At 43.9% G+C, this 25,618-nt stretch carries 21 protein-coding genes; all 21 read left to right on the top strand.

The features are described 5' to 3' along the window. The first annotated feature begins 2 nt into the window (after positions 1-2). Complete coding sequence (locus RYL27_RS02965) at positions 3-380, top strand: DUF2304 domain-containing protein (RefSeq protein ID WP_314965128.1); 378 nt, start codon at positions 3-5, stop codon at positions 378-380. Continuing rightward, positions 377-1,918 (top strand): DUF2142 domain-containing protein, encoded by a 1,542-nt coding sequence (locus RYL27_RS02960; protein ID WP_314965126.1) that lies wholly within the window; start codon positions 377-379, stop codon positions 1,916-1,918. The genes RYL27_RS02965 and RYL27_RS02960 overlap by 4 nt, the downstream gene beginning before the upstream one ends. An 87-nt stretch (positions 1,919-2,005) precedes the next feature. Then, positions 2,006-2,821 (top strand): ABC transporter permease, encoded by an 816-nt coding sequence (locus tag RYL27_RS02955; RefSeq protein WP_007155836.1) that lies wholly within the window; start codon positions 2,006-2,008, stop codon positions 2,819-2,821. Between the two features lie 79 nt (positions 2,822-2,900). Then, the gene (locus RYL27_RS02950) at positions 2,901-3,659 is read left to right on the top strand and encodes a lysophospholipid acyltransferase family protein (RefSeq protein ID WP_314965124.1); all 759 of its coding nucleotides are present in this window, start codon (positions 2,901-2,903) and stop codon (positions 3,657-3,659) included. 109 nt (positions 3,660-3,768) lie between these two features. Continuing rightward, a complete protein-coding gene (locus RYL27_RS02945) occupies positions 3,769-4,914 on the top strand; it encodes a bifunctional chorismate mutase/prephenate dehydratase (protein WP_314965122.1) in 1,146 nt (381 codons plus the stop codon). 105 nt (positions 4,915-5,019) lie between these two features. Further along, positions 5,020-5,721, top strand: coding sequence for a response regulator transcription factor (locus RYL27_RS02940; RefSeq protein WP_007155840.1), 702 nt, complete (start codon positions 5,020-5,022; stop codon positions 5,719-5,721). A 56-nt stretch (positions 5,722-5,777) separates the two neighbouring features. Next, the gene (locus tag RYL27_RS02935; RefSeq protein WP_314965141.1) at positions 5,778-7,013 is read left to right on the top strand and encodes a sensor histidine kinase; all 1,236 of its coding nucleotides are present in this window, start codon (positions 5,778-5,780) and stop codon (positions 7,011-7,013) included. Positions 7,014-7,019: 6 nt separating this feature from the next. Further along, positions 7,020-9,359, top strand: coding sequence for a hypothetical protein (locus RYL27_RS02930; protein ID WP_314965120.1), 2,340 nt, complete (start codon positions 7,020-7,022; stop codon positions 9,357-9,359). Further along, positions 9,356-10,315, top strand: a complete 960-nt coding sequence (locus tag RYL27_RS02925; RefSeq protein ID WP_314636223.1) for an ABC transporter ATP-binding protein — start codon at positions 9,356-9,358, stop codon at positions 10,313-10,315. The genes RYL27_RS02930 and RYL27_RS02925 overlap by 4 nt, the downstream gene beginning before the upstream one ends. Further along, the gene (locus RYL27_RS02920) at positions 10,290-10,994 is read left to right on the top strand and encodes an ABC transporter permease (RefSeq protein ID WP_314965117.1); all 705 of its coding nucleotides are present in this window, start codon (positions 10,290-10,292) and stop codon (positions 10,992-10,994) included. The genes RYL27_RS02925 and RYL27_RS02920 overlap by 26 nt, the downstream gene beginning before the upstream one ends. 43 nt (positions 10,995-11,037) lie before the next feature. Continuing rightward, entirely contained in the window at positions 11,038-11,655 is a 618-nt protein-coding gene (gene udk, locus RYL27_RS02915; RefSeq protein ID WP_243155795.1) for a uridine kinase, read from the top strand. Between the two features lie 13 nt (positions 11,656-11,668). Then, positions 11,669-13,144, top strand: a complete 1,476-nt coding sequence (thrC, locus tag RYL27_RS02910; RefSeq protein ID WP_314965115.1) for a threonine synthase — start codon at positions 11,669-11,671, stop codon at positions 13,142-13,144. 84 nt (positions 13,145-13,228) lie between these two features. Next, the gene (fba, locus tag RYL27_RS02905) at positions 13,229-14,095 is read left to right on the top strand and encodes a class II fructose-1,6-bisphosphate aldolase (RefSeq protein ID WP_314965113.1); all 867 of its coding nucleotides are present in this window, start codon (positions 13,229-13,231) and stop codon (positions 14,093-14,095) included. 73 nt (positions 14,096-14,168) lie between these two features. After that, positions 14,169-16,289 carry a glutamine synthetase III family protein gene (locus tag RYL27_RS02900; RefSeq protein WP_314328922.1) on the top strand — a complete coding sequence of 707 codons (2,121 nt, stop codon included), beginning with the start codon at positions 14,169-14,171 and terminating at the stop codon, positions 16,287-16,289. A 184-nt stretch (positions 16,290-16,473) separates the two neighbouring features. Further along, a complete protein-coding gene (locus RYL27_RS02895; protein WP_314965110.1) occupies positions 16,474-18,318 on the top strand; it encodes a sugar phosphate nucleotidyltransferase in 1,845 nt (614 codons plus the stop codon). Positions 18,319-18,797: 479 nt separating this feature from the next. Further along, positions 18,798-20,156: a H2O-forming NADH oxidase gene (gene nox / locus RYL27_RS02890; protein WP_314965108.1), complete on the top strand. Its 1,359-nt coding sequence runs from the start codon at positions 18,798-18,800 to the stop codon at positions 20,154-20,156. 179 nt (positions 20,157-20,335) lie between these two features. Then, complete coding sequence (locus RYL27_RS02885) at positions 20,336-21,460, top strand: N-acetylmuramoyl-L-alanine amidase family protein (RefSeq protein WP_314965106.1); 1,125 nt, start codon at positions 20,336-20,338, stop codon at positions 21,458-21,460. A 363-nt stretch (positions 21,461-21,823) separates the two neighbouring features. After that, positions 21,824-23,740, top strand: a complete 1,917-nt coding sequence (locus tag RYL27_RS02880) for a BMP family ABC transporter substrate-binding protein (RefSeq protein ID WP_314965104.1) — start codon at positions 21,824-21,826, stop codon at positions 23,738-23,740. Continuing rightward, a complete protein-coding gene (locus tag RYL27_RS02875; protein WP_314965102.1) occupies positions 23,737-24,423 on the top strand; it encodes a metallophosphoesterase family protein in 687 nt (228 codons plus the stop codon). Before RYL27_RS02880 ends, RYL27_RS02875 begins: the two co-directional genes overlap by 4 nt. Further along, entirely contained in the window at positions 24,420-25,079 is a 660-nt protein-coding gene (locus RYL27_RS02870; protein ID WP_314965100.1) for a uracil-DNA glycosylase, read from the top strand. Before RYL27_RS02875 ends, RYL27_RS02870 begins: the two co-directional genes overlap by 4 nt. Positions 25,080-25,108: 29 nt before the next feature. After that, the gene (locus RYL27_RS02865; protein ID WP_314965098.1) at positions 25,109-25,552 is read left to right on the top strand and encodes an undecaprenyl-diphosphate phosphatase; all 444 of its coding nucleotides are present in this window, start codon (positions 25,109-25,111) and stop codon (positions 25,550-25,552) included. Positions 25,553-25,618: the final 66 nt, after the last annotated feature.

Here is a 25,618-nt window from a genome sequence, read left to right as displayed (position 1 = left end):
CTATGAGTCCTTTGTTTAGAGTGATTATCATATTGGTCTGCCTGGGAACCAGTCTGTTTTTACATCGTTCCATCAAAAAGGCGAAAATGCGGATTGAAGAGAGTATCTTTTGGCTACTCTTTTCCATTCTCTTGCTTGTTTTTGCCATTTTTCCCTTTGTACCGGATTTTATGGCCAGAAGCCTGGGGATTTACTCCACACCGAATTTTCTCTTTTTGTTGGTGATTTTTATTTTGCTTTTACGGCTCTTTCATACCCATGTGGAATTGGGAAAGTTGGAGGAAAAGGTGAATCGAATCGTGCAGGATATGGCCCTGGAGGAGAGAAAAGAAAGAGAAAGGGAAAAGCATTTGGAAGTAGAGCAGGAGGACAGTAAATGAGTAATCTACTAAGCTTATGGAAGGAGCACCCCGTATTTTTACGAGAGACCATTTTCCTTAGTCTGATTTCCCTTGCCTTTGCAGCAGGCTTTTTCTTCTTTCTTTTTCGTAGGAAAATGAAGCTTGCCCAGATTTATTTTTTGAGCATGATGATTCTGGGCTCTCTGTATTCCTTTGTTTTAATGCCCTTATCCGCCCCGGATGAGGTTCTACATTATGTCAGTGCCTATGCTCTGTCTTCGGAAATGCTGGGACAGGGGGGAAAACTGTATGATAAAGATGGAAATCTTCGAATCCGGAAGGAGGATGAGGAGATTGATGACTGGACCGGAGACGGGAAGCCGGAGGAGGCTACGGTTTTCGGCATGCATATTGATAGGGCACAGATAGAAGAGCGGCAGCAGGCCTCCTTTTTGGCCAAAGAAAAGGGCTATGGCTTTACCCTGCAAAAACCGGTAAAGACCACTCCCTTAGCCTACTTTTTTCCGGCGTTGGGATTTTCCTTTGCAAGAATCCTATACGGCTCCCGTTTTACTCTTTTATATTTCGGAAGGTTCTTTAACCTCCTGTTTTTCAGTATTTTAGGGAGTCTGGCTATAGAAAAGATACCTATGGGGAAGGAAATCCTTTTTTCCGTCAGTCTTTTTCCCATGACCTTGGAGCTGATTTCTTCCTTGTCCTATGACGCCTATATCCTGGCCTTAAGCTTTCTTCTTTTATCCTTGGTCTTTCAATACCAGTTTCGAGAGGAAAAGCTGGGCCTTAAGGAAATTCTATGGATTTGTTTGATTGCCATAGCTCTTTCGCCCTGTAAGATGGTATATTCCCTTCTGTTTTTGCTTTGCGTTATGGTTTCCTTTAAACGGTTTTCCTCCCCATGGCTTTATTTTATCGGTATTTTTGCTATAGGCTTATCCATTGTTCTACCCTTACTGCTGGTGAATCTGGATGCCTTCAGCCGCTATGTCCGTCCGCAGGAGGATACGGTGAATCTTTCCAATATTGTTGGACAGGACGGAGGTATGGAAACCTATAATCGAAGAGAAATTCTGGCTCAGCCGGATGTGTATTTAAAGATTCTGAGAAATACTTTCTTTATCAAGGGCAAGGAGTACTGGTATACATTGATTGGCCGTCCTTTGGGGCAGTTTGACAATCGTCTGTCCTTTCCGCTTCCCTTGGTGGTGCTTTTCAGCATTTGTCCCTTCCTGGCAGGAATTTTTGGAGAACGGAAGGAAATGCAGGGAAAGAAACTTCATATTTTGCAAAGAATCGTTCTTTTCCTGATTCCCTTAGGATTAATCCTGTTGATTTTGTCCTCCATGCTCTTTGCCTATACGCCGAAGCGGACGGACTATGTCTTAGGTGTTCAGGGAAGATACTTTTTACCGGTGCTTCCCCTATTTATCCTTTGCTTTATGCCAAGCAAAAGGGTGGGAAAGCAGGGGAAAAGGATTGTTTCTTTCGTCCTTTTCTTCCAGATTCTTGCGAATCTTTCATTTCTTTTATACACTTATATCAGTTTGTTTTTACACTAAACTCGAACTTTGATGGATACCGAGTATCCCAAAGGAAGCATTTTATCCTTCCTTTGGAGTATTCGAGATAAACGGAAAGGGAATAGCATGCGGGGATTTTTGACCCTTATCAAGATTTGTAAAGAAAAAAGAAAAATGATTATGAGCCTGGCTTTTGCGGACTTTCGGAAGCGCTTTGTAGGCTCTTATTTCGGGGCGGTTTGGATGTTGATTCAGCCCTTGGTAACCATTGCGATTTATGCTTTTATCTTTGGACCCTATGGCTTTAAATCCAGCCCTCCGGTGCCCAATGTTTCCTATACCACCTGGTTGATTCCCGGGATGGTGCCCTGGTTCTTCTTTTCGGAAGTGATGAATATGAATACGGGAATCTTACAGGAATATCAGTATCTGGTAAAAAAGGTGGTTTTCCCCATTGAGCTCTTGCCGATTATTAAGTTAATCAGTTGCTCTTTGGTGCATCTTTTCTTCCTTCTGGTGATGTTTTTGTTTGCCCTGTTTAGCAGAGAACCTATTTTGATTACCTGGCCTCAGGTATTCTTTTATTCCTTTGCCACGGCTTTTTATGCCTTGGCTTTATCCTTTTTTACCTCTGCGGTTTCCGTCTTCTTTAAGGACATGCAGCAGATTGTGGGAATTGTCTTGCAGTTCGGAATCTGGATGACTCCGATTATGTACGATGAAACCCTCTTTACCGGGAAGGCTCCCATTGTTAAGTGGATTTTAAAGATAAACCCCATGTATTATATTGTGGCAGGCTACAGGGATTCCATGCTTACCGGTCACTGGTTCTTCGAAAGACCGGGCTTAAGCCTGTATTTCTGGGGAGTGACCACGGTTATGTTTTTATTCTCTCTAAGATTTTTCCGTTCTTTACGGCCTCATTTTTCCGATGTGCTGTAAAGTTTGTAACGAAACTTATTTTTTACGGTCTGTTCCTGTAAGGGGAGCACACAGTCTTTATAGAGATAAAGGAGAGTTTATGCTTTCAATGATTTTGGTAGTAGTGGTTTTGGCTGTTTTCCTAAGCTTTGGTAGCCTGCGTCTTTTTTCTATCCGAAAGATGGAAAAGGGTGAAAAGCGGGATGCTTTAGTCCTCTCTATTGTGGGGGGGAAATTACGGCAGATTTTAAAAATCTGCAAGGTGGAGCTTTCCGTGGATGGCTTAGATCGGATTCCGGAGAAGGAAGCGGTACTGTTTATCGGAAATCATCGCTCTTACTTTGATATCGTGGTGGCTTACAGTATTTTGCCCCGTCCCACCGGCTTTATTTCCAAGAAGGAAATTGCAAAAATCCCCAACATTGAATTATGGATGAGAGAGCTGCATTGTCTTTTTTTGGATAGGGAAAATTTAAAGCAAAACCTTCAAGTGATTATTGAGGCTATAAAGCAGGTGAAGGCAGGCATTTCCATGTGGATCTACCCGGAAGGAACCAGAACCAAGGGGGATTCTGAGCTGGAGTTGGGAGAGTTTAAGGCAGGCTCCTTTAAGATTGCGGAAAAGAGCGGCTGTAAGATTGTTCCGGTGGCTATGATTAATACCAGAAGGATTATGGAAGAGGATTTTCCCAGACTGCATAGTGCCAAGGTCTATGTGCAATTTGGAAAGCCCATAGATTTGGCAGAGCTTTCCGAAGAGGATAGAAAGAATATTGCGGAGTATACCAGGGAGAGAATTCGGGAAATGCTGGCGGAATTGAAAGAGAAGGAAGCCAAGGAGCTTTCCGGAAGGGTATAGTAAGAACAGCAAAGATCAAACAGTGAAGACGGAACAGTATAATCGAAACAATAGAACAGTTCTAAATATCACAAGGCGAAAGCTACGGAATAAAGAGGAGGAAGGGTGCATGGATCTTTTGGAGATTCGAAAGGAATTGGATATATTGGATCGGGAGATTGTACATCTTTTCGAAAAAAGAATGAGTCTTGTGGAGGATGTGGCAAGATTTAAGCTGGATACCGGAAAGGCTGTTCTGGACAGTAAGAGGGAAAAAGAAAAGCTTCAGGTGGCAAGAAGCTACGTGGAGGACCCAAAGCTTAAGGAATCCATTACCGAGCTTTTTCAAGAAATGATGAGTATGTCCAGGAGAAAGCAAATCGGTATGCTTTTGGAACGGGGAAGAGGCTTTTCCTCCGGTTTTCGAAAGCTGGATTGTCTTCCTTTTTCCGGGAAAAGCCTGGTGTATCAGGGCGCGGAGGGAGCCTACTCCTATCTTGCGGGCAGAACTTTTTTCCAAAAGGAAAATATGATAGCCTGCACACATTTTCAGGAGGTGCTTTCGGCTTTGGAAGAAGGAAGGGCGGACTATGCCATTCTTCCCATGGAAAACTCCACCTACGGTATGGTACAGGACAATTTCGATCTTCTTGCAAAGCATCCTAAGCTTTATGTGGTGCAGGAAATCGAATTTCCGGTATCCCATTGCCTGGCAACACTTCCCGGTGAGTCTTTCTCCGACATAAAAAGAGTCTATTCCCATCCCCAGGCTCTGTCTCAGTGCGCAGACTTCTTTCAGAAGTATCCGGAGATACTGGGAATCCCCAGTTTAAATACAGCGATTGCCGCTAAGAATCTTATGGAGACAGGGGAAAAGGGAGCCGGGGTTCTGTGCAGCAGGGAAGCAGCCTTAGAGTACGGCCTTTCGATTTTAGAGGAAAATCTCAGTAAAAAGGAGAACAGCACCCGCTTTTTCATTTTAGGAAAAGAAGCGGTGTTTTCAAAGGATGCAGGAAAGCTCAGCATCTCCTTTTCTCTGCCCCATGCAGTAGGAAGCCTCTATCATATCTTAGGGAACTTTTTGTTTAACGGACTGACCCTCACCATGATTCAGTCCAGACCCGTGGGGGACGGTGAGTTTTCTTACTGCTTCTATGTAGATTTTCTTGGGAATTTAGAGCAAAAGGAAGTGTTGAATGCCTTGACCTGTTTACAGGAAGAGGGTGTTGATTTTAGGGTTTTAGGAAATTATCCTTCTAAAGAGTTTAAAAGATAAAAATTAAGTTTTTTGGAACGAAAATGCAAGAACTTAGAAAATAGATAGTCTTTCTTTTTTCACAATTATCCAGTACACTAGGACAAACTGTAGCGAGGAGGTAATATGCAGCAAATTAATATATTGGTTGTAGATGATGAAAAAGAAATTGCCGAGTTAGTGGAAATTTACTTGGTGTCTGACGGATATAAGGTTTTTAAGGCATATAATGCAGAGGAGGGCTTACAGATTTTATCTCAAGAAGAGATTCATCTGGTGCTTTTGGATGTGATGATGCCGGGAATGAACGGACTGGAGATGTGCCGTAAGATTCGAGAAAGCTCCAATATCCCCGTGATTATGCTGTCTGCAAAGTCCGAGGATCTGGACAAAATTGTAGGTTTAACCGGCGGGGCGGATGACTATGTGACCAAGCCTTTTAATCCTTTGGAGCTTACTGCCAGAGTGAAGTCTCAGTTAAGACGGTATACCCAGTTAAATCCCAATGCGGGTCCCAACTATGTGAATAATGAGATTCATATTCGGAACATGCTGATTAATAAGGATAATCATAAGGTCTTGATTGACGATGAGGACATTAAACTCACCCCTATCGAGTTCGATATTCTTTTTCTTTTAGCATCTCATCCCGGAAAAGTTTTCTCCACCGATGAGATTTTTGAAAAGGTTTGGAATGAAAAGGTGTATGAGGCCAACAATACGGTTATGGTACACATCCGTCGTCTGAGAGGAAAGATGAAAGAAGACCAAAGAGAAGATAAGATTATTACCACCGTTTGGGGCGTTGGTTATAAGATTGAAAAGTAGGGGTCTTGGCGTTGAAGAAGACAAGTTTACCCCACCACTTCGGTCGGGGCTATTTCATGCAACTGTTGATTCATGTGGGAATTTCCGCTCTTTTTACAGCGGTCATCGAATGTTTTCTTGTGTTAAATATCGGTTCCTACACCAATTACCTGGTGCAAATAGGAAATGACAACCCCTTTGTACAGCGCTTTGCCTTTGTCAGCACCGTCAGTATTTTGCTTTTTGTGCTGGTGGGAATTTTGATTTTTACCATCATTTTCCTCTTTCTGCAGAGAAAAACCGCAAGAGATATTGAAACTCTGGCACAGGGCGTAAAGCAGATTTCCGCCGGGGATTTTCATACGGATATTGCTATTTCCGGAGAAGGAGAGCTGGCGCATATTGCGGAAAGCATTCGTCTTATGGAGGAGGAGCTGTCCTCTCATATTGAACGGGAGAGGGAAAATGAACAGTCTAAAACAGACTTGATCACCAATATTGCCCATGATTTAAGAACCCCCCTCACCTCTATTTTGGGCTATCTGGACTTGCTTCGAAACAGCCAGATGGTTCCGGAGGAAATGAAAAAACATTATATTGAAATCGTATATAACAAAGCTCTCCGTTTACAAAAACTAATCGAAGAGCTTTTTGGCTTTACAAAATTATCCTACGGTAAGCTGAATATGAATATCAGCACCCTGGATTTGGTTCAGCTTTTATCCCAGCTGGTGGAGGAAAGCTATCCGAATTTTGAGAAGAACAATCTCTCCTATGACTTTTCCGCCAATGTAAAATCCCTTTTTATCGAAGGAGATGGGGATCTTTTGGCCAGACTTTTTGATAACTTAATCAGCAATGCCATCAAATACGGAGCTGAAGGAAAGCGGGTTCTGATTCGTCTTCGTAAGGAAAAGGAAGAGGTGATGGTGCAGGTCTTAAACTTCGGCTATGTGATTCCGGAAAAGGAACTGCCGTTGATTTTTGATAAATTTTACCGTGTGGAGCATTCCCGTTCCCTAAGCACGGGAGGAACCGGCTTAGGACTTGCTATTGTAAAGAATATCGTGGATATGCATCATGGAAATATTACGGTGCAGTCAGATATGGGAGGAACCCGATTTAACGTGACTCTTCCCCTAAAATATACGGAGGAAGCAAAAAGCTTTGCGGAGAGACCTGCCCGGGAAGAACGAAACAGTAGAGGAACTGAGAGCGGAGAGAAGAAAAATGAGGGAAGGTCTGAAAGAAGAGTAGAGAAAAAGCCTGAGAGAAGGCCGGAAAAGAAGAATCGAAAGAAGGATAGAAAGTAGGGAGAAATGGGAAAGAAGGCGTTGATTTTTGTATTTCTCTTCTTCCTTTTCCTCATGGGAAAAGAGGGAAGAGCGGAAAATCTGAATTTAAGCTACCAGTACGGAATACAAAATACGGCGAAGTCCGGGAGAAGTCTGCCCCTTTTTCTTACAGTGGAAAATACGGAGGAACAGGTTTTTTCCGGTAATTTAAAGGTTTTATTTGCGGAATCCAACCAAAGTATCGTGGAATATTCTTATCCCATCGTGGTGGAAGGCAACAATAAAAAGGAGCTTGTAAAGAATCTGAGTCTTCCCACCGGTGTGAATCAGATGCTTATCAGTATTGAGAATAAGCAGGGAGAGCAAATCAACAGCCAAAGAGTGGGATTGGATATTTCAGGAACCGATGCGGAGCTTTTTGTGGGAATTCTTTCCGAAAAGGGAGAGGGCATCGGTTATCTGCACAATGCCAGAATCAATAACGGACTTCTGGAAAGCAGAACTTTTGCATTTCAACCGGAGTCCTTTCCCAAGGAAGAGTCGGTGCTTTCTCTTTTGGATTTATTGATTATTCGGGACATTTCCTTTTCCGCCCTGTCCAAGGAACAGGAAAATTTCATCAATTCCTATATTGAACAGGGAGGCGTAGTTTTATTTTCTCTTTCCGGGGCAAGAGGGAGAGAAATCTTAGGGGACAATTATTCCGCCTTATTGGAAAAGGAATTGGATTTTCAGGAAAGAGCTTTGCATCTTGGCACAGAGGGGGACTTGGCTCAAGAGAGTACCGTATCGGTTTTCAGCTCTCCCGTACATTTTAGAGGAGGAAGAGAGGAACTTTTTTCGGAAAATCAGCCCTATCTTTCCGTGCTTCCCAAGGGAAACGGTTTGCTGGCTGTTTTAGGCTATGACTTATCCGAAGTGGAACGTTATGCTACGGAGGACAGCTCTTATGTAGGCAGACTGCTCCTTAGCCTCTATGGGCAAAATCGTTTGGATAACCTGTCTATATCCGCATCGGAAAAAAGCTTAAAGCAGTACTGGGATTTAGAGGAGCTGATGAATCTTTCCGATTTGAGTAAGCTTCCTTCCCTGGCCTTATATTTTGCCATTCTCTTTCCCAGCCTGATTTTTTTGGGACCGGGGCTTTATCTTTTGATGCGCTCCCAGGGAAATTTAAAATATTATCGATTGAGCATTCTGTTGTTTTCGCTTTTTTTGGGGGTAATTGTTTGGTCCCTGGGTATGGGAACTCGTTTTAACGGAAGCTTTCTTTCCTACCTTAAGCTTTCACAAATCACGAAAGATACGGTGGAGGAACAGAATTACATCAATTTGCGTTCTCCCAATGAAAATAATATCAGCCTTTCCGTAAAGCCTGAATATACCGTGAATCCTATTGTAAAGGGAATGGATTTTACAGGAGATCTTACGGAGCTTTTGCAAAAGGAAGATTTGCATCGAATGGATATTCGAAGGGACAGAGAAGAGTCTCTGATTCATATCATTAAGAGTGATGCCTTTGCCCCTCATTATTTTAATATCAACAAAAAATCCGCCAATGCCAAGGGGGATATTCAGGGGACCATCCATTATTATCAGGGAAAGATTAGCGGAAAACTGAAAAATACTACGGAATATACCTTTTATGACAGCTTTTTTTATATTTTCGGCAGGATGGTGAAGTGCGGAAAATGGGAGAGCGGGGCGGAAATAGACCTGTCTACCCTGGAGAGCATAGCCATACCTGTGGGAGATTACGAGTACAGCAGCAATCTGATCAGTAGCGGAAACGGAAAGAATTTTCTTCGTTATATCTTAAGTGAAAGATTGCACGGCTATTTTTCTGATGCTCGATTCTTCGGCTTCATTCGAGAGGAGCAGTTGGGCTTTACTGAAGAGAAGAAAATTGAAAAATACGGCGTACACATTCTTACCCAGTCAGTGGCTTTGGACAGGAAGGAAGGCGACAATATAGAGTACTGTGCCCTTTCCAGAGACCCTGTGGTGTCCAGCGGAGAATACGACTTACAAAGCAATACCATGAATCCCATGATTCCCTTGGAAATTCATTATCCTCTGGGGGAGGAGCAAAATATTGAAGGTATTCGTTTTGAAAAGATAGAGCTGGAGGACGGAAAACTTTTACAGAATTTTCAGGGAAATATGGCTCTTTACAATTATCAGACAGGAGGCTATGACCTGCTTCCCTCCAAGGACGGAACTCTGGAAGGAGAGAAGCTCGCTCCCTATTTAAGTGAGAAAAAGGAGCTGAATATCCGCTTTGTACCGAAGGAAAGCAATGTTTCTCCTCAAATCAGGCAGTACCTGCCTCAGATTTATGTTGTGGCAAAGGAGGAAGCATGATTCAATTCCAAAATGTAAAAAAAAGCTATGGCGGCATAAAGGTGATTGAAGACTTCTCCTTAGAGGTTTCCGATGATCAGATTTTTGGCCTGCTGGGACTTCCGGATACCGGAAAATCCACTCTTGTGAATCTGCTTATGGGGCTTTATCCCTTGGATAGCGGTCATATTTTTATTGATGATATGGAGGCAGGTTCCGGACTGAGGAGACTCAAGCGAAGACTGGGCTATGTGCCCAATATTCCGGGAGTCTACCCCCAGATGAGGGTGGGAGAGTATCTTACGTTTTTTGCCTCCTGTTACTCTATGGAGGAAAGCCGTATTCGGGGAAGGATTCGACTACTTCTGGAAATGTCCGGGCTTTTGGCTTGGGAGGACAGTGCCATGGAGCTTTTGCCCAAGGCGGCTTTACAAAAGCTCTCCTTCGTTCGAGCAATTCTGCACGATCCCAAGATTCTGATTATTGATGAGGCTTTGGCGGGCTTGGATCCGAGAACACTGGAAGAAATCAAAACCATGCTATTGGATTATCAAAGTCAAGGAAAAAGCATTTTCATGACAGGCTCTTCCTTAGGAGAAGTGTCGGACTTTTGCACCCATCTGGGCTTTTTGCATCAGGGAAAAATGATTCGGAGCGGATCGGTGTCGCAGATTACCAGAGAGCTCAGCATGCAAAATCCTATTATTATTCAAGTACAGGGGAAGAGTACAGGACTTATGCAGGCTTTAAAAAATGAGCCGAAAGTCAAGTCTATAAGCCTTCGGGAAAATGAAATCCGGGTAGGATTTTCGGGAACCAGGGAGGAAGAGGCCGGGCTTTTACAAAATATAGTGGAAAGCGGAATCAAGCTTTATTCCTTCTATAGAGAACAGGGCAGTATCGAGGGCGTTTTGTTTCAAAAATCTCAAGAGGAAAGGAGTCTTTTGTCCTATGAAAGAGAATCCGATATGGAGTAAGGACAGTTTGCTGGGAAACCGAAGTTTGTTTCTTCCTATGCTGATTTTCTTTACCAATCTTTTGCTCTTTGTGCTTTTATTCGGAAATCTCTATTATATTTCCTTGAATGCACAGCAGACGGGAGAAATTCGTTACGCCATGTTTAATCGTTTTTATTATTATGTAGGCGGCGGTCTTTTCGTTTTTCTTCTGCTTTTGGCTCCTGCCCTAAGTGCTTCCAGTATTACCCAGGAAAGAGAGCAAAACAACTTAGCTCTGCTTTTGTGTACGGATTGTACGGAAAAGACCATACTACAGGGAAAGCTCATAGCCTATATGTCCACCCACCTGACTCTACTTTCCTCCACAGTTCCTTTTTTGGCTACCTTATATATCTATGGCGGAATTTCCGGCAGTTTGGTGCTTTTATATTTTTTCTTTTATATTTTTTCCGCCCTTTATTGCACGGCTCTCGGTATCTTTTGCAGTTGTCTGGGAAAGAATACGGCTTATTCCACGGCACTGAGCTACGTGCTGGAATTTATCAGCTTTTTGTTTGTTTTCTATGGACTTTACTGGTGTAGGACTCAGGGATATTTTTTCTACGGTCTGATCCTGGCATTTCTGTTTTTTATCCTCTTTAGTTTGAGCTTTTTAGGAGTAGGGAAAAAATATCTAAGAGGTTTACAAACAAATTGAACTAGGATATTCTGTAGGAAGTTTAAAAGGAAGAGGGGAAACTATGTTTTCAACGGTAATGATTGGTATAGCGGGAGGTTCCGGTTCGGGAAAATCCACCTTTACCAAGAGAATCAAAGAATGCTTTCCGGAGGAAGTGGCAGTTCTCTACCACGACAATTACTATAAGTCCAATGACGGAGTGCCCTTTGCCCTGCGGCAAAAGGCCAATTATGACCATCCGGATGCCTTTGAAACGGATCTTTTGATTAAGCATTTGAAGGCTTTAAGAAGGGGAGAAAGTATTTCCTCTCCCACCTATGATTTCAGTGCCCACAACAGAACCGACCGGTACTTTGTTGTAGAACCGAAGAGAATTATTCTGGTGGAGGGGATTTTGGTGCTGGAGAATCCGGAGTTGCGCTCCCTTTTTGATATTAAGATTTATGTGGAAGCGGATGCGGACGAAAGAATTATTAGGCGAATTATTCGGGATGTGAAGGAGAGAGGCCGTCAGGTGGAGGATATTTCCGAACAGTATTTAAACACGGTTAAGCCTATGCATTACCTGTATGTGGAGCCTACCAGAGCCAAGGCGGATATTGTGATGAATTCCGGAATGAATGATGTTGCCTTTGATCTGATGAAGACAAAGATTGAAAGCTTATTGCAGAATGAGTAGTAAAGGAGAAAAAATGGTTTATCAATCCACTCGCGGAGGAGAAGAAAATGTAAGTCCCTCTTTAGCAATTGTGCAGGGACTGGCAAAGGACGGGGGACTTTTTGTACCGAAGGAAATGCCGAAGCTGGAGAAATCTTTAGAAGACTATGCTGCGTTATCCTATCAGGATCTGGCTTATGAAATCATGAAGCTTTATCTTACGGATTTCACGGAGGAGGAATTACGCTACTGCATTAATTCTGCCTATGATGATAAGTTTTCCACAAAGGAAATCGCCCCTGTGGTAAAAAAGGGAGACAGCTACTATCTGGAGCTCTTCCACGGAAGAACCCTGGCTTTCAAGGATATGGCGCTGTCCATTCTTCCCTACCTTATGAAGGTAAGCTGTAAAAAGAATCAGATTCAGGAGAAGATTGTGATTCTCACCGCCACCTCCGGAGATACCGGAAAGGCTGCTATGGAAGGCTTTTGTGATGTGGATGGCTGTGAGATTATTGTCTTCTACCCTAAGGACGGAGTTTCCCCTTTCCAGGAGCGGCAGATGCGGGCTCAGAAGGGACAGAATACCCATGTGGCGGCAATCCTTGGGAACTTTGATGATGCCCAGAGTGGAGTAAAGAAGATTTTCTCCGATAAAGCCTATCAAGAGAAGCTGCTGGAAAAGGGTTATAGACTTTCTTCCGCAAATTCCATTAACATCGGACGTTTGGTTCCTCAGATTGTTTACTATGTTTATGCCTACTGCCGTTTGATGAAAAGCGGGGAGCTGAAGGCAGGAGAGAGCCTGAACGTGTCCGTACCTACCGGAAATTTCGGAAATATTTTGGCAGCTTATTGTGCAAAGCGTATGGGACTTCCCTTAGGAAAGCTTCTTTGTGCTTCCAACGACAACAAGGTCTTAACAGACTTTTTCCGTACGGGAATTTACGATAAGAACCGTCCCTTCCATGTAACCACCTCTCCTTCTATGGATATTTTGATTTCCTCCAATCTGGAAAGACTCCTGTATTTTGCCGGAGAAAATGCTGAAGAATGTAAGAAGCTGATGGAAGAGCTGAAGGATAAGGGAAAATATCGGATTTCAGAAGCTATGGAGAAGGAGCTTAAGGACTTTTACAGTGGCTACGGAAAAGAAGCGGAAGGCAGTCACAGCATTTTCCAGACCTATAAGGAAACAGGCTATGTTCTGGATCCCCATACCGCAGTGGCTAAGGTGGTGGCTGATCACTATGCCTACGAGCAGGGAAGACGGGACAAATGTCTTGTGGTTTCCACGGCAAGCCCCTATAAATTTTCCCAGACTGTATTAAAGGCTTTAAAGGAGCCTGTGCCAAAGGATGTATTTGAAGGAATCGAAGCTTTGGAAAAGCTTTGGAAGGAGCCTATCCCTGCCCCGGTAAAGGAAGTGGAAGAGGGAGAAATTCGCCACAGCACCGTATGCTCCGTAGAGGATATGGAGGCGACGGTTTCTCATTTCTTGCTTTCCTAGGCTTTAAAAATGTGTTACACTCTCCCCGTAGTTTAGGGTGAGATTTATGATAATGAATATTCTTTTCTAAAAAGGAGGATTAATATGTTAGTTAATGCAAAGGAAATGTTGGATAAAGCGCTGGCTTCCCATTACGCAGTTCCTCAGTTTAATATCAATAACCTGGAGTGGACAAAGTCCATTCTCCTGGCTTGCGAAGAGACCAAGTCTCCCGTAATCCTTGGTGTATCCGAGGGTGCAGGAAAGTACATGACCGGTTTTGAAACGGTAGCTGCTATGGTTAAGGCTATGGACAAGAGCCTTGGCATTACCGTTCCCGTAGCTCTTCATCTGGATCACGGCTCCTATGACGGATGCTATTCCTGCATCAAGGCAGGCTTCACTTCTATCATGTTCGACGGTTCTCATTTCAATATTGAGGAAAATGTTGAAAAGACCAAGGAATTGGTAGCGGCTGCCCACAAGGCAGGTCTTTCCATTGAGGCCGAGGTAGGTTCCATCGGTGGAGAAGAAGACGGTGTTGTAGGTATGGGAGAGTGTGCGGATCCTGCTGAATGTAAGAAGATTGCAGATTTAGGCATCGACTTCCTGGCTGCAGGAATCGGAAATATCCACGGTGTTTACCCACCTGATTGGAAGGGACTTTCCTTCGATACTCTGGCTGCAATTAAGGAGCAGATCGGAGAGAAGATGCCATTGGTACTTCATGGCGGTTCCGGTATCCCGAAGGATATGATTCAGAAGGCAATTTCTCTGGGTGTTGCAAAGATTAATGTAAATACAGAGCTTCAGCTTGTATTTGCTGCAGCTACCAGAAAATATATTGAAGCAGGTTCCGATCAGAAGAGTAAGGGATTTGACCCGAGAAAGCTCTTAAAGCCGGGTGCAGATGCAATCATTGAAGAATGTAAAGCAAAGATTGAGTTATTCGGTTGCGCTAATAAAGCGTAAGAGGAAAAAGGGCAGAGCATGGTCTCTGCCCTTTTACACTTAAAAAAGTCAATAGTATCAGTAAAGGAGTAATATGCGGGCTGGAAACGGGATAGAAAATTTTTCCAAAAATGTATTTCATGACGGTGTAATGCGGGAGCGTTTACCGAAAAATGTTTACCAGAAGCTGAAGAAAAGTATGCAGGAGGGCTATGCTTTAAGTCCCGACTTGGCAGATGCGGTGGCCCAGGGAATGAAGGAATGGGCCATTGAGCAGGGAGCAACTCATTATACTCACTGGTTCCAGCCCTTATCCGGTATTACCGCGGAAAAACATGAGGCCTTTTTGAGCCCTGTGGGAGAAGGAAAGGTGATGCTGGAATTTTCCGGAAAAGAGCTGGTGCGTTCCGAGGCGGATGCCTCTTCCTTTCCCTCCGGCGGTTTAAGAGCTACCTTCGAAGCCAGAGGCTACACGGTTTGGGATTGTACCAGTCCCGCTTTCCTGAGAAAGGACGGAGAGACCACAACCCTCTGCATTCCTACAGCCTTTTGCTCCTATACCGGAGAGGCACTGGATAAAAAGACTCCCCTTCTCCGTTCCATGGAGGCGATTAATCGGGAGGCTTTACGACTCCTCCGTCTTTTTGGAAATCAGAGCAGCCGTTCCGTTAAGGCGACTGTTGGTGCGGAGCAGGAGTATTTTCTGGTAGACCGGGAAAAATACCTTAGAAGAAAAGATCTGGTTTACACCGGAAGAACTCTTTTCGGCAGAATGCCGGCAAAGGGACAGGAGCTGGATGACCATTATTACGGCGTTATCCGGAAGAGAATTGCTGCCTTTATGGGGGATATGGATCAGGAGCTTTGGGCTTTAGGAGTTCCTGTAAAGACCGAGCACAATGAGGTGGCTCCTGCCCAGCATGAGATGGCGCCCATGTTTGAGGAAGCCAATTTGGCGGTGGATCACAATCAGCTGGTAATGGAAAATCTAAAGAAGGTGGCTTCCCGTCATGGTTTGGAGTGCCTTCTTCATGAAAAGCCCTTCGAAGGCATTAACGGTTCCGGAAAGCATAACAACTGGTCCTTGTCCACCGATGACGGCATTAATCTGATGAATCCGGGAGAAACACCCCATGAAAATGTGCAGTTTCTTCTGGTTTTGGCCTGTGTTTTAGCTGCTGTGGATAACCATGCGGATTTACTGAGGATGTCTGCGGCCAATGTGGGAAATGACCATAGACTTGGGGCGGATGAGGCACCTCCCGCCATTATTTCCTGCTTTTTGGGTAGTCAACTGGAAGAGGTGGTAGCCCAGCTCATCGGAACAGGCTATGCAACAAAATCCACAAAGGGAGAGCATATCAATACCGGTGTACGTTCCCTTCCGGATGTGGCAAGAGATGATACGGACAGAAACAGAACCTCTCCCTTTGCCTTTACCGGAAACAAGTTTGAGTTTCGTATGGTGGGCTCCTCCGACTCTATTGCCGGTGCCAACATTATCCTGAACACCATTACGGCGGAGCAGTTTAAGCTGGCAGCGGATTTTCTGGAACAGCAGGAAGACTTTGAAACGGCGGTACATGATTATCTGAAGAAGCTCTTAAGAGAGCATGAGCGGATTATTTTTAATGGGAACGGCTACGGAAAGGAATGGGTAGAGGAGGCGAAGAGACGAGGTCTTCCCAATCATCCGTCTATGGTGGATGCCATCTCCGCCTTAACTACGAAGAAGTCCATAGATTTATTCTCCTCCTTCGGCATCTATACGGAGACGGAGCTTAAAAGCCGGGAGCTGGTGGAGTACGAGCATTACAGTAAGGTGATTTCTATTGAGGGAAGAGCCATGGTGAATATTTCCGGAAAGCAGATTATTCCTGCAGCGATTCGCTTTGTGCAAAATTTGGCAGAATCTCTGAATGCCGTTAAGGCTGCTTCTCCTAAGGCCAGCACCTATGCCCAGGAAAAGCTGCTAAACCGGGCCTCTCAGTATTTGGAGGATATGGAAAAGGCCAGAGAAAAGCTTCTGCAGCATTTGGAAGAGGCTGCGGAGGTTTCTGAGGAGAAGGAAAAAGCCTTTTTCTTCCATAAGGTGATTACCAAGGATATGGCGGAGCTGCGAGAGCCGGCAGATTTACTGGAGACCATCATGGACAAGAGCCTATGGCCTTTCCCAAGCTATGGAGACCTTTTATACGAAGTTTCCGAAATTTAAGAATCAGACCGATCTTGCTCAAAAAATCATTTTGATTTTGACAGCCCCTTGTGAATAAAAATAAATTTCAATAAATCGTAAAGTAGTACAGGAGAAATTTTTTCTTTTTTCTATTATAATGTTCATAATATGACGATATATAATTATAATGAACGTTACTGCCTGGCATAGAAGAGGAGAAAAAATGAATTCCTGTACTATTTTATTGCGAAATATGATGGAGCATCCGGAGTACAGCCAAAGACAATGGGCTGAGGAAACAGGGATGTCCCTGGGAAAGGTGAACCAGTGTATCAAGCATTGGGAAGAAGAGGGCTATCTGGAAAAACAGGAATGCAAGGGAGAAAAGCGGAACCTGACAGAAAAAGGAAAGGCCTTTTTACAGGAACACAAGGTGGATGCGGCCCTGATTTTGGCTGCAGGCTTCGGCTCCCGCTTTGTTCCTCTAACCTATGAATGTCCCAAGGGATTGCTGGAGGTTTTTGGGGAAAGAATGATTGAGCGGCAGATTAAGCAGCTCCATGAGGTGGGGGTTAAGGATATCACCATCGTGGTAGGATATTTGAAGGAGAAGTTTGACTACCTTGTGGATGCTTATGGCGTGAAGCTTTTATATAATCCGGAGTATTCTACGAAGAATACCATCGGCACCCTGTATCATGCCCGAAAGGCGGTGGAGGGGAAAAACTTTTATATTCTTTCTTCCGACAACTGGATGCGGGAAAATATGTATCACAGCATTGAGCCCCTATCCTGGTATGCTGCCAGCTACATGGCAGGAGAAACCAAGGAGTGGGTTTTAGACTGTGGAAAGGACGGACAGATTAAAAGAGTGGAGGTAGGCGGAGAAGATGCCTACTGTATGTACGGTCCGGTGTTCCTGAAGAAGGAATTTTTTGCGGCTCTTCGGCCCGTTATAGAGGAATACTACCATAGACCGGGGACGGAAGATTTTTACTGGGAGGATGTGCTCCGTTTAGAGTTAAAGCATTTGCCCCCAATCTATCGAAATGAGCAGAAGGACGGACAGATTTATGAATTTGAAAATTTAGAAGAGCTGCGTCTTTTTGATGAAAAATACAATGACCATTCCGGCTCGGAAGCCATGGAGCTGATTTCTTCGGTTTTTCGGATTCCGGAGCGAGATATTGTGAAGCTTCGCTGCCTAAAGGCGGGAATGACCAATAAATCCTTCCTTTTCAGCATCCATGAGGAAAGTGAAAATAAAGACTATGCCGGAAAGGATTTCATTTGCCGAATCCCCGGAGTGGGAACCGGCAAGCTGATTAACAGAAGAGAAGAGGAGGAAATTTACAGCATTGTAAAAGATCTGGAGATTACAGAGGAGCTTCTGTACTTTAATCCGGAAAACGGCTATAAGATTTCACGCTACTATGAGGAAGCCAGAAATGCAGACTTTTCCAAACAAGAGGAAAGAAGAGCCTGCATGAAGCTTTTATTAAAGTTGCATGAAGGAAAAAAAGAGGTGAATCACGCCTTTTCACTGGGGGAAAAGATACAATATTACGAAGATATCTGCCTGGAAGGGGGCGGAGAAATCCCCTATCAGGACTATGGAAAAATCAAAGAAGCAATGAAAAGGATGCTTCAGTTTACGGAAGGAACGAATCCACCCCTTTGCCTTTGCCATATTGATGCAGTGCAGGATAACTTTATCTTCACAAAGGAAGGCGTGAAGATGATTGATTGGGAGTACGCAGGCATGGCAGACCCCTTGCTGGATATCGCCATGGGAGCAATCTATTCCTATATGGATTTTGAAGAAGCAAAGCAATTTTTAAAAGATTATCTGCAGGTGGCGAAGGCGGAAGGAAAAGAAAAACCGCTGATCCTGAGCAGAAGAACAGAAGAAGATTTGGAGAAACTACTGATTGCCTATATGGGATTATCAGGACTGCTATGGAGCCTGTGGTGTGCTTATAAGATGAGAAAAGGACAGGAATTTGGAGAATACAGTCTGAAAATGCTTAGATACTTCAAGGATGCCAAGAAGATTTTGGGAATTTAGAACCTGAATCGTTTTTAGATTTGAAAGCCATGAAGCTAGACTTGGCAATAAAGTATAATCTCAAAAGTAGCCATTCAGTCATTAGCTCAAAAGTCTTAACTCAGCCATAAGCCTAAAAGTGGCGAAGCCACTTTTATAAAAAGCAGCCGATGCAGATTTTTGCTCATAAGCTAGCTTATGGACAAAAATCCGTATCGGTTGCTTTAGCATTCCTACGGAATGCGTAGGCTTATGGCGTGCAGCCCGAATGCGTAGGCTTATTATGGCGTACAGCCAACGCAGGCTTAAACGTATATAATTCATGAGTTTATAAGCTGCACAGGCTCAAAAGAGTACTGCCTACTCATTCTTATAACGCCTATCCAAATCGCCGATAAGAATAAGAACAATTCTTTATACTATTTTCACTTTTATTCTCCATAAAATAGTATAAAATAATTCTATTGCTAAAAAAATATCAAAATTCAAGGAGGAATCCCATGGCAAAAACAATACTAGTAGGAGCTAACCACGCAGGAACAGCCTGCGCAAACACCATTCTGTCCTATCCCAATCAGGAGCTTACCATTTATGACCAGAACAGCAACATTTCCTTTTTAGGATGTGGAATGGCACTCTGGATCGGAGAGCAGATTCATTCCGGAGACGGCCTGTTCTATGCAAAGCCTCAGGACTTTCTGACAAAGGGAGCAAAGGTAAACATGGAGTCTCAGGTGCTTTCCGTGGATTATGACAAGAAGACCGTTAAGGTACAGCTTAAAGACGGACAGGTGATTGAAGATCACTACGACAATCTGGTTTTTGCTACAGGATCCATCCCCAACAGAATCCCGGTAAAGGGCTTTGATTTAGAGAATGTGCAGATGGTAAAGCTTTACCAGAACGCTGCAGAGGTTATCGAAAAGCTGAAGAACAAGGGCGAGTTCAAGAAGGTGTGTGTCCTTGGAGGAGGCTATATCGGAGTGGAGCTTGCGGAAGCCTTCCAGCGTCTTGGCTTGGAAGTAACCTTGATCGATATGGTGGATCGTATCCTTGCAGGATATTTTGATGCTCCCTTCTCCGATGAGTTAAAGAACAGAATGGAAGAGCATGGCATTAAGCTTGCTTTAGGGGAGAAGGTAGAAGAGTTCTTAGGAGAAGGTAAGGTATCCGGTGTTAAGACCGATAAGGGTGTATATGATGCGGATATGGTCATCTGTGCTGTGGGATTCAGACCTAATGCAAGTCTGGGAGCGGACCACTTAAAGTTGTATCAAAACGGCGCTTATCTGGTAAACAGAAAGCAGCAGACCAGCGATCCTTCCGTTTATGCCATCGGAGACTGTGCAAGCCTTTATGACAATGCAAGAGGCAGAGAAAACTATATCGCTTTGGCAACCAATGCGGTACGCTCCGGCGTTGTAGCAGGCCATAACATCTGCGGAACTCCTGTAGAGAGCTTAGGCGTTCAGGGCTCCAGTGCTTTAGGAATCTACGGCTACAAGCTGGCTTGTACCGGACTTTCCTTAGCGGCAGCGGAGAGAGAAGGCATGGACGTATCCTACGAGGATTACGAGGATACCCAGTTCCCTGCTTTCATGGAAGTGGAGAATCCAAAGGTAAAGATTCGCATTGTTTACAAGAAGGAGGATAAGAAGATTGTAGGTTGCCAGTTAGGCTCCACCTACGATGCAACCGCTATCATTCATTTCTTCTCTCTGGCTATTCAGAAGGGACTGACCATGCCGGAGCTTCCCTTGGTGGATCTCTTCTTCATGCCTCACTTCAATCAGCCCTATAACTATGTCACCAGAACAGGATTGAACTGGCTGAATAAAGAATTAGGATTAAAGGGCTAAGAAACATCCTTAAAAACGGAAAAAATTCTTATAATTGTTAAGGAAAAGTAAGAGCTTAGTATAGAAATTTGAAAGCTTGCTATGCTATAGTTTAGAAAAGACGAAAATAGGCAGTTTTCTATAAGAGAGCTGCCTTTTTCATAGACTTATACAGAATCCGTTTTAAAGGGAGGAAGATTATGAAACTGGGAAAGAAATTCGGCATAAAAGCTTTGGCACTTGGGCTCTGTGTAGCCAGCCTTTCGCTGACAGCCTTTGCGGCGGGATGGGGACAGCAGGACGGAAAGTATTACTTTGTGGATCCTAAGACCAATCAGAAGGTTAGCGGAAAGTGGATTCATACATCTTCCGGATATTATTACATTGGAGCCGATACCTATATGGTAACCGGCTGGAAGAAGATTAATAACGCCTGGCACTATTTTCGTCCATCAGGTCTTATGGTAACCGGTTGGAGAGAGATTGATAAGCAGTGGTATTACTTAAAGACAGACGGTACCATGCAGACCGGCTGGTTGAAGCTGCAGAAGGACGGAAAGGACGTTTGGTACTATCTGAAGGCTTCCGGCGTTATGGCCAAGGGCTGGAGAAAGATTTCCGATAAATGGTATTATTTCCGTCCGGAAGACGGTTCTTTGGTTATGGGACAGTGGCAGAAGATTTCCGATAAGTGGTATTATTTTGGAAATGACGGTGCTATGCAGACCGGATGGTTACAATTAAACGGAACTTACTATTATCTTTCCGCAAGTAACGGCAATATGGAAACAGGCTGGAAGACGGACACCGACGGCAATAAGTATTATTTGGATCCGGCCAACGGTAAGATGGCAAGAGCTTGGACCAAGATTGAGAATGCTTGGTACTATTTCCAGGATAACGGTAAGATGGTTAAGGGATGGTTAAAAGAGAAGAGCCATTACTACTACTTGCAGGACGGAAAGATGCTCAGCAATACCACCGTTAATCTGGAGGGAAGAGACTTTAGCTTCAATGAGCACGGTGTATGTACCTCCGATACTTCCAATGTAACGGCTACCGAAGCCAATGCGAATGCCAACAACAATAGCAACAATAACAACAATAGCAACAATAGCAACAATAACAACAATAACAACAATGTAGGACCCGGCGGAACCGGCAGCAATACTCCGGGAGGAGACAGCAATACCCAAAGCAGTCCTGCAAACGGAGATGGTCCCAGCAGTAACGGCCCCGGTGGAAGCAATTCCTCTTCCACTACTCCCGGCGGTGCTCAGGGACAGGGAACCATTCAGGAAGGCAATACCCAGGGACCACAGTAATATAGAATTGCAGGGAGTCTGATAGGGCTTTTTGTCGGGCATTCTCTATAGAATTTTTGATAAGTGCTTCAGCACAGGTCTTGCGGTAAAAAAATCAAATAAGAATAATGCTTTTAAAGAATAGGTCTGAAGATGGGGATTTCGAAAATACCCCGTTTTCAGACCTATATTATATGGAGGCTTTTACAGAGCTAAGCTTTTATACAGAGCTAAGGTTTTATAAAGAAATATGGTTTGGTATGGAACTAAGGTTAATAAAAATTTACGCTTGTATATTGCCGCAAAACAGGGAACTTATGCTAAAATATGGCAAGAAATTTACTCGTCAGGAATCGGCTTATTGTTTCTTAGAGAGGAGTAGTCATGATAGAGGATTATTTAGAAGCCAAAAAATTAGGAGACAGAGCCTATAGAAATGCTCTTTTGACAGGACAGTATCCTTATTTGGAAGCTTTGGATGATAAATTAAAGGATGAAGATATACAGGGAGAGAACCGCCTTGGCGTCTTGGAAATACCCTTGGAAGATATTGTAGGAACCAAAACCACCGGAAGACAGCAGGCCTTTGCCAAGAATTTCATGCCGATTTTAGGGGCAAAAACGGAATTTGCCTTTAAATGGTCGGCTCTTTATGATTCCGTCAAGGAAGAGGGCGTTCGTGAGCCTATCTTGGTTTATGAATATATGTATAAATTCTATGTGCAGGAGGGAAACAAGAGAGTTTCCGTCAGCCGCTTTAATGATGCGGTTTCCATTCCCGCTACAGTAATACGTATCTTACCTAAGCGTACGGAGGAACGGGAAAATAAGCTGTATTATGAATTTGTGGATTTTTATAAATGTACCGGAATCTATAGAATTCGTTTTTCCGAGCTGGGTGCCTATGACCGTCTTTGTCAGGTAATGGGGAAAAAACCCGGAGAGCTTTGGGAAGAGGAGCTTTGCCGAGACCTTCGGGCGGCCTATTCCCGTTTTGCGGAGCTTTATATGCAAATGGGCGGAGGAAAGCTGGGAAATACCATCGGAGATGCTTTCTATGTTTATCTTACCGTCTTCGGGATAGAATCTATTTTGCATAACAGCACGGAGGAAATTAAAGATAATATCGAACGTCTTTGGAATGAATACAGAAAATCTGCCGGAGATGTGGTGCTGGTACAGAATCCTGAAGAAGTGAAAAAAGTCAGCGGTTTTATGGATCTTTTCCAGAGCGGAAAGCTCTATAACGGAAAGCATCCTCTGAAGATTGCTTTTCTGTATGAACGTACGGTACAGGATTCCACCTGGGCCTACGCCCATGAGCTGGGACGAAATTACATTATGGAGAAGTTCCGGGGCTTGGTGGAAACGAAGATTTTTGAGTCCTGTAATACGGAGGAGCGTATTCAGGACAGTATAGAAGAGGCTATTCATTGGGGGGCGAAGCTCATTTTCACTACAGCCAGTTTGATGGCTCAGGTCAGTATCAAGATGGCTCTGGAGCATCCGGAGACCTCCATCCTGAATTGTTCGGTAAATACCTCTTACAATTCTATTCGTACCTACTATGGCAGAATGTATGAAGCCAAGTTTTTGATGGGAGCTTTGGCGGCATCCATTACCGATGGAAATGATTTAGGCTATGTGGAGCAGTTTCCGCTGTACGGAACCATTGCCAATATCAATGCCTTTGCCATCGGTGCCCAGTTTATCAATCCCTGGAGCAAAGTACATCTTTCCTGGAGCGGCTTGCAGGACGGAAACTGGAAGGAAGAGTTTCGGAAGCAGGGAATCAAAACGATTTCCGGACCGGAATTTGCAAAGCCGACAGAAGTCAGCAGAGAATTCGGACTTTACATCAGAGAAGAGGGAGAGAAGGTCTTTAATGTGGCGGCTCCGGTTTATGACTGGGGAAAGTATTATGCTTTGATTTTGCAGTCCATTTTAGAGGGCTCCTACCATGCCAACAGTTTAGCCAAGGCTCACAATGCCTTGAACTATTACTTTGGACTGAAGGAAGGGGTTATTGATATTATTCTTTCCCGGGATTTAAGCTATGCTTCTAAAAAGTTGGTTTCTATCCTAAGAAAAGAAATCGTAGAAGGAAGTCTGGCGCCATTCTCCGGAGAAATACACAGCCAAAGCGAAAAGCTTAGAAGGGAAGGAGACGAGAGCTTGGACTTGGAAGCAATTGTAGATATGCGTTGGCTAAATGATAATGTGGTGGGAGAAATCCCTCCCTTGGATCGATTTACCAAAGAATCCCAAGAGGCTATCCTGTCGGGAGGATTTTTACTGTGAGAATATTATGTATAGCAGATGAAGAAAATAAAGGGCTATGGGACCATTTTGACAAGGGGAAGTTAAAGGATATTGACTTGATTCTTTCTGCGGGAGATTTGCATTCCGATTACCTGCAATTTTTGGTTACCATGGGAAAGGCACCTCTTCTTTATGTGCACGGAAATCACGACCAGGGATACGAGAAAAGACCGCCTTTGGGCTGCGAGTGCATTGAGGACAAGGTCTATGATTTTAAAGGTCTTCGTATACTGGGACTGGGAGGTTCCCTCCGTTATAAGCCGGGAGATCATATGTATACGGAGCAGGAGATGCAGAAGCGGATTCAGAAAGTAAGAAAAGACATTGTCTTAAAAAACGGTTTTGATATTTTACTGACCCATGCACCGGTGAAGGGGTACGGAGACATGGAAGACTTGCCTCATCAGGGCTTTCAGGCCTTTGAGGATCTGTTGCAAAAATACAAACCCAAGTACATGATTCACGGGCATATTCATAAAAGCTATGGAGCGGCCTATAAGCAGGAAAGCATACATTCCTCAGGAACAAAAATTATTAATGCTTTCGATAAATATATTTTAGACATTGGAGAGGATGAATATCCCAATGAGGGAAAGACGGGATCTTTCCTTTATGACCTTTACAAACAAGTAACCAATAAAAAGGGAAGAGGAAGCACATGATTGAAGGGCAGTGGCTAAGCAAGCTACAGGGAGAATTTCAAAAACCCTATTATAAAAAACTTTATGAAACCGTGAGAGAAGAGTATAAGCATCATACTATTTTTCCTCCCAAGGAAAAGCTTTTCCGGGCCTATAGCCTTTGTCCCTATGAAAAGGTAAAGGTCGTCATTTTGGGACAGGACCCCTACCATAACTTCGGGCAAGCCCAGGGGCTATCCTTTTCCGTGGGAAAAGGCATTCCCTTTCCTCCTTCATTACAGAATATTTTTAAAGAATTACAGGAGGATATAGGCTGTAAAATTCCGAAGAGCGGAGAGTTGGATGCATGGGCAAAGCAAGGGGTGCTTCTTTTAAACACGGTGCTTACGGTTCGAGCCCATGAGGCCAATTCTCATAGGGGCATCGGCTGGGAGGAGTTTACGGATGCAACCATACGGGCCATAGAAGAAAAGGAAGAGCCTGTGGTTTATATCCTTTGGGGATCTTCCGCCCAGAGTAAGGCAAAGATGATTCATCAAAAAAGACGATTGATCTTAAAAGCCCCTCATCCAAGTCCTTTAAGCTCTTACAGGGGATTTTTCGGATCCAAGCCTTTTTCCCAGTGCAATGCCTACCTTCGAAAGGAAGGGCAGGAGGAAATTGATTGGGCTTTGTAAAGATAAAAATAGAAAGGTTAGAATATTCCATGAACATTGTTGAGTTATTAAAAGTCATTGTTTTCTCTTTGGTGGAGGGCTTTACCGAGTGGCTTCCCATTTCCTCCACAGGACATATGATTTTACTGCAAAGTATTATTCCTTTGCGGCAAAGCAAGGAGTTTTTCTCCACCTTTGAAGTTTTGATTCAGCTGGGGGCGGTTGGAGCGGTGATCAAAGAATTCTTCTTCCGTATCTGGCCTGTAGCAAGAAGATCTCAGGGGAAAGGCTACTACTTGGAGCAGGGAAAATGTATTTTGATCGGAAAAATTTTAGTAGCTTGTCTTCCTGCAGCGGTTTTGGGACTTTTGCTGGATGATTTTTTGGATGCTCATCTTTACAATGCCTTTGTGGTGGCGCTGATGTTGATTCTTTACGGTGTCTTCTTCATTTACTGGAAAGAAGAAATGAGGGACATCAGTTTCATACTTTAACGGTAGAGGATATTTCTTGGAAAAATGCGCTTCTGATTGGACTTTTCCAGTGCTTGGCCTTGATTC

Origin of the sequence: Oribacterium sinus (assembly GCF_963537195.1) — a bacterium.
GTDB lineage: Bacteria > Bacillota > Clostridia > Lachnospirales > Lachnospiraceae > Oribacterium > Oribacterium sinus_A.
Note: the sequence above shows the minus strand (reverse complement) of the source record. Positions and strands in the feature narration are given on the sequence as shown.